Origin of the sequence: Mammaliicoccus stepanovicii (assembly GCF_002902525.1) — a bacterium.
Classification (GTDB): domain Bacteria; phylum Bacillota; class Bacilli; order Staphylococcales; family Staphylococcaceae; genus Mammaliicoccus; species Mammaliicoccus stepanovicii.
This window is the reverse complement of record NZ_PPQZ01000104.1, coordinates 1-4,789: the sequence shown is the minus strand read 5'-3', so window position 1 is coordinate 4,789 and position 4,789 is coordinate 1. Positions and strand designations below refer to the sequence as shown.

At 30.5% G+C, this 4,789-nt stretch carries 3 protein-coding genes; 2 read left to right on the top strand and 1 reads right to left on the bottom strand.

Translation table 11 applies throughout. From position 1 onward, the window contains the following. Positions 1-174: 174 nt before the first annotated feature. Both CD111_RS10980 and CD111_RS10975 read left to right on the top strand, forming a co-directional pair. Positions 175-1,809 carry a peptide ABC transporter substrate-binding protein gene (locus CD111_RS10980; protein WP_095088873.1) on the top strand — a complete coding sequence of 545 codons (1,635 nt, stop codon included), beginning with the start codon at positions 175-177 and terminating at the stop codon, positions 1,807-1,809. Between the two features lie 41 nt (positions 1,810-1,850). Beyond that, the gene (locus CD111_RS10975; protein ID WP_095088869.1) at positions 1,851-3,476 is read left to right on the top strand and encodes a peptide ABC transporter substrate-binding protein; all 1,626 of its coding nucleotides are present in this window, start codon (positions 1,851-1,853) and stop codon (positions 3,474-3,476) included. Between the two features lie 131 nt (positions 3,477-3,607). On the opposite strand, the gene trpS is transcribed toward CD111_RS10975, so the two are convergent. Beyond that, positions 3,608-4,603 (bottom strand): tryptophan--tRNA ligase, encoded by a 996-nt coding sequence (trpS, locus tag CD111_RS10970; protein WP_095088867.1) that lies wholly within the window; start codon positions 4,601-4,603, stop codon positions 3,608-3,610. Between the last annotated feature and the right edge of the window lie 186 nt (positions 4,604-4,789).

Sequence of the window (4,789 nt, the reverse complement as noted above, 5' to 3'; positions counted from 1 at the left end):
ATATTAAATATGGTTGTACATATCCATAAAATACCATTGTAATCATGATTGAAAGTATTTTAAAATTTTATTTATATAATAGTAACAAATGTTGCCACAAATGAAAATTAACTTTATAATTGAAGAAAGTTCAGAAATGCCTGAATTTTCAAAATGATATAAGGGGATATGTGTATGAAAAACAGGAAACTAAAGTTATTATCATTTTTGTGTTTATCGATAATACTAATATTGTCGGCATGTAGCGGGGGAAATGGAAAAGACAAAAAATCATCGGGGGATGGTAAAAATTTACGTCTCGTTTCTATTTCTGACATTCCTTCAATGGATTCTTCATTAGCTACAGATGCTGTTTCATTTGATGCTTTAAATAACACTATGGAAGGATTGTATAAGATTGGAAAGGGAGATAAAGCTGTTCCGGGAATAGCGAAAGGTGAGCCAAAGAAATCAAAAGATGGCTTAACTTGGACAATCGATCTTCGAGATGCGAAATGGTCAAATGGTGATAAAGTTAAAGCTGATGATTTCGTTTATGCTTGGAGAAAATTAGTAAATCCAAAAACTGCCTCAGAATATGCGTTTATCATGTTTGATATTAAGAACGCAGAAGATATTAACAAAGGTAAAAAGAAACCTGAAGAGTTAGGTGTTAAAGCAATTGATGACAACACTTTAGAAATTAAACTTACGCGTGAATTACCTTATTATAAAGAATTATTAACATTTGGTTCTTTCTTACCTCAAAACGAAAAATTTGTTAAAGAAAAAGGTAAAAAATATGGTACTTCAGCAGAGGATACTTTATATAATGGACCGTTTACATTATCAGATTGGAAAACAGAAGATAACTATACGTTAACTAAAAATAAAAAGTATTGGGATAAAGATAAAGTTAAGTTAGATAGTGTGAATTTTAAAGTTGTTAAAGAACCTCAAACTGCTTTAAATATGTATAATGCAGGTGATTTAGACGAAGCGTTAATCCCAGCAGAAAACGTAAAAAAATATAAAAAAGACAAAGCTTATAATACGGAACTTGAATCAAGAGTTTACTTTATGAGATTAAACCAAAAAGATGTTCCAGAATTTAAAAACAAAAGTCTACGTAAAGCGATGGCACAAGCAATTGATAGAGAGCAATATGTTAAGAGTAATTTAAACAATGGTTCAAAAGCTGCAAAATCATTAGTTCCGATTGATTTTGTTAAAGATACAAAAGGAAAAGATTATACTGGAGGCGTTAAATCAGATAATTTATTCAACAAAGTAGAAGCTAAGAAAAACTTAGATAAAGCGAAACAAGAACTTGGCAAAGATAAATTTACATTTGAGCTACTAACTTATGACCAAGATAATGCTAAGAAAGATGCAGAATACTTTAAAGAGCAAATCGAGCAAAACTTACCAGGTGTAACGATTAAAGTAAAACAACAACCTTATAAACAAAAATTAAAACTTGAAGCAAATATGGATTATCAAATGTCATTTGGTAGATGGGGTCCTGACTATCCTGATGCTATGACATTCCTAGAATTGTTTACAAGTGATAACGTAATGAATGAAACAGGTTGGAAAAATGATGATTACGACAAGTATATTAAAGATGCAGATGGTAAACTTTTAGAAGATGAAGAAAAACGTATTAAATCTATGCAAAGTGCTGAAAACTTATTATTAGATGAAGCTGTAGTCGTACCAATTTATCAACAAGGTAATGCAAGATTAACGAAAGACTATGTTAAAGGCATTGAAAGACACAAATTTGGTGGAGATACTGATTTGAAAAATGCAAGTATCGAAAAGTAACAAATCAATAGTTTGATTAAAAACTAAGGGGGATGAGTTACATGTCAAAAGGAATTAAATTTTTATCGCTTTTATTAACATTGGTATTAATAATGAGTGCCTGTTCTTCAGGAAGTGGAGATAAGAATTCATCAGATAATAAATCACTAGATTTACAGATAAATGGTGATGTACCAACAATGGACTCAGCTATGGCTACTGATGGCTTATCATTTGATATGTTCTTCCAAACGATGGAAGGTTTATACACATTAGATAAAGATGACAAAGCGATACCAGCAGTTGCGAAAGGTGATCCTAAAATTACGAATGATGGTAAAAAATGGACAGTTAAGTTAAGAAAAGACGCAAAATGGTCAAATGGTGATCCCGTTACTGCACATGATTTCGTATATGCATGGAGAAAAGTATTAGACCCAAAAACAGCATCTGAATATGCATATATATTATATGACATCAAAAATGCAGAAGCGATTAACACTGGAGACAAAAAACCAAGCGAATTAGGTGTGAAAGCTAAAGATGATTATACTTTAGAATTTGAATTAACTAAATCATTACCATACTATAAAGAGTTACTATCATTTGGAACATTTATGCCACAAAACAAAAATTTTGTTGAAAAACAAGGCGATAAATATGGTACAACTGTCAAATCAACACTTTATAATGGACCATTTAAAATGTCTGAATGGAAACCAGATGACAAAGTTACTTTAAAGAAAAATGATAAGTATTGGGATAAAGATAAAGTCAAACTAAAAACAGTAAACTATAAAGTCGTTAAAGAAGCATCTACAGCAGTTAATTTATATAAAACTGGTAAATTAGACATTGTAGACTTACCTGCTGAACAAGTTAAGAAATACAAAGATAGCAAAGAATTCCATACTGAACTGGATACGGTAACGTATTACTTTAAATTAAATGAAGATAAAGTGCCTGCATTTAAGAATAAAGACTTTAGATTAGCATTTGCTAAAGCAATTGATAAAAAAGCATACGTAGATAATAATTTAAATAACGGTTCAATTCCATCAGATAATTTTGTGCCAAAAGATTTCGTTAAAGATAGTAAAGGTAAAGAATATCAAGATGGTGTCAAAAATAAAAATCATTATAACGTGAAAGAAGCGAAGGCTCATTTTGAAAAAGCTAAAAAAGCATTAGGTAAAGATGAGTTTACAATTGAATTGATGACATATGATAAAGATACAGCGAAACGTGACGCTGAATACTTTAAAGAACAACTTGAGAAAAATTTAGATGGTGTAACAATTAAAATTAAGCAACAACCATTTAAACAAAAACTTGATGTCGTTTCTAAAGGTGAATATCAAATGTCATTAGAAAATTGGATTCCGGATTATCCAGATCCAATGACGTTCCTAGAATTATATGTAACTGATGGTTCACACAATAATACAGGATGGTCAAATAAAGAATATGACAGCATCATCAAAAAAGCAGACTCATCATTAGCGAGTAATCCAGATAAACGACTATCTGAATTACAACGAGCAGAAGGTATGTTATTGAACGAAGCTGGTATTGTGCCACTTTATCAAGTAGGTGTCGCACAACTTCAAAAATCAAACGTAAAAAATGTAGTTAATCATCAATTTGGTGGCGTTTCGACATTGAAGGAAGCATATATTGAGAAATAAAAGTGGTCAAATTAGCTAGACCGACAAATCATGCAAAATAACGTGACTACGCATCATTAGCTCACAACACCATCTATATTATGCAAAGAAAAAACCAAAAGTTAATTTAACTTTTGGTTTTTTTCTACTATTTAACGTCTTTTACGACCTAACCCGATAGCGTTCTCCATTTTTTTCAATGTTTTATTTGCTACTTTACTTGCTTTATCTCGACCATTATCTAATATTTCATCTAATATTTCTTTATTTTCATAATAATAATTGAATTTTTCTTGGAAATCTATGAGGAATTGTTTAACGATTTCTGCTAGATCACCTTTAAAGTCTCCATAGCCTTTACCTTCGTATTGTGACACAATTTCTTCAATTGATTTATTTGTTAAACTTGAATATATAACAAGTAAATTGCTAATACCTGGTTTGTTTTCTTTATCGTATTTTACGATGCCATCTGAATCTGTCACTGCTGATTTAATTTTCTTAGCAGCTACATTTGGTTCATCTAATAATGAGATGAAGTTTTTAGTCACGTCGTCACTTTTACTCATTTTTTTAGTTGGATCTTGTAGACTCATAATACGAGCACCGAATTTTGGCATGCGAATTTCTGGCTTAATAAGAATGTCATTGTATCTAGAGTTGAAGCGGTCAACTAAGTTTCTAGTTAGCTCTAAGTGTTGTTTTTGATCATCGCCAACTGGAACTATATTTGTATTATATAAAATAATATCAGACGCCATGAGTGGTGGATATGTAAGTAATCCAGCTGGTATGCCTTCTGTTTGTTTTTGAGATTTGTCTTTAAACTGAGTCATACGTTCTAATTCACCAATAGATGATATAGTTGTCAAAATCCAGCCAGCCTGAACGTGTGCTGGTACTTCAGATTGAATGAACAATGTAATGTTTTCATGATTTAGTCCCGATGCTAAATAAATTGCCGCTAATTTACGTATGTTTTCTCTTAATTTTAATCTGTCTTGAGGTACAGTAATTGCATGTTGATCTACGATACAAAAATAACAGTCGTAATCATTTTGGATTTCATTAAATTGCTTTAATGCACCAATATAATTTCCAAGTGTAGGTATACCACTAGGTTGGATACCTGAAAATAAAGTTTCCATAAAATGTTGCCTCTTTTCTACAATTTTTCTTTATATCATTATAACAGTATTTTATTCATTTGTAAGTTGTGTTATTCTAGATGTATGTAAATGTGTATTTACACTATATTAATCAATAATTTATATGCTTTTTAATGAATTATTAGAAATTTCTCATTTAATTTTAATCTTCGAATAATATAATGT

What these genes read in the sequence shown, in the direction of transcription:
- CD111_RS10980 (WP_095088873.1), top strand. Translation starts at nt 175, where the DNA reads ATGAAAAACAGGAAACTAAAGTTATTATCATTTTTGTGTTTATCGATA.
- CD111_RS10975 (WP_095088869.1), top strand. Translation starts at nt 1,851, where the DNA reads ATGTCAAAAGGAATTAAATTTTTATCGCTTTTATTAACATTGGTATTA.
- trpS (WP_095088867.1), bottom strand. Translation starts at nt 4,603, where the DNA reads ATGGAAACTTTATTTTCAGGTATCCAACCTAGTGGTATACCTACACTT.